General features: G+C 51.0%; 1 protein-coding gene. It reads left to right on the forward strand.

Annotated features, from left to right (window positions below):
• Nucleotides 1-406: 406 nt before the first annotated feature.
• Nucleotides 407-786 (forward strand): FAD-dependent oxidoreductase (locus A3730_RS04295; RefSeq protein WP_197477280.1); only part of this gene is annotated, 380 nt, incomplete at its 3' end.

The following is a 786-nucleotide window of genomic DNA, read 5'->3' on the forward strand; positions in this document are numbered from 1 at the left end:
AATAAAAAACGCCAGCCAGCTCAGATGTAACAGGCGGATGCGTGGCGCGGACAGATTCAACAGATTCAGCTTTTGATCGCTCATGACTTCTCCATGCATGGGCGGTTAACGACAGGCTGAACAGAGCAACTCCTGTGCCATATTTCTAAGTGTCTGTTTTAAAAAGATTAAAAGGAGATGAATCGGGAGGAGGGCAATAACTGTGCGCAAATCGGGAGCGTTTCTGGTTCATGGCGGTGCACGAAAAAATGCATTTTTCTCGTGCACGAGCGCATTAAAAGAAAGCAGGGTTTCTGCATTTATTATCCGAAAAACGAAATAAGTTCATTAAAAACATTGGCTTACCAAGTTGGCATAGGGATTGCTGAGTGGTGGGTGTCAGTTACGCACCGCGAGGGTGAGCCTTATGGCAAAGCAACAACTTCTTTTGATCGGCCACGGGATGGTCGGACAACGTTATCTGGAGTCTCTGGTGGCCCAGGGTGGCCGGGAGCACTTTGATATTACGGTACTGTGTGCCGAGCCGCTGCCGGCCTATGACCGCGTAGGGCTGACCAGTTACTTTTCCGGCAAGACCGCCGACGACCTGTCGCTGGTGCCGGAAGGTTTTTTTGAAGAGCACGACATTACGCTGAAACTGAATACCAAGGTGGACGCGATTGATCGGGCGGCTAAAACAGTCACCACCAACACCGGTGAGACCCTGCCTTATGACAAGGTGGTTCTGGCCACCGGTTCCTATCCGTTTGTGCCGCCGATCCCCGGTAACGATCGCGAGAACTGTTT

The sequence above is a fragment of the Alcanivorax sp. HI0044 genome, from assembly GCF_001634945.1.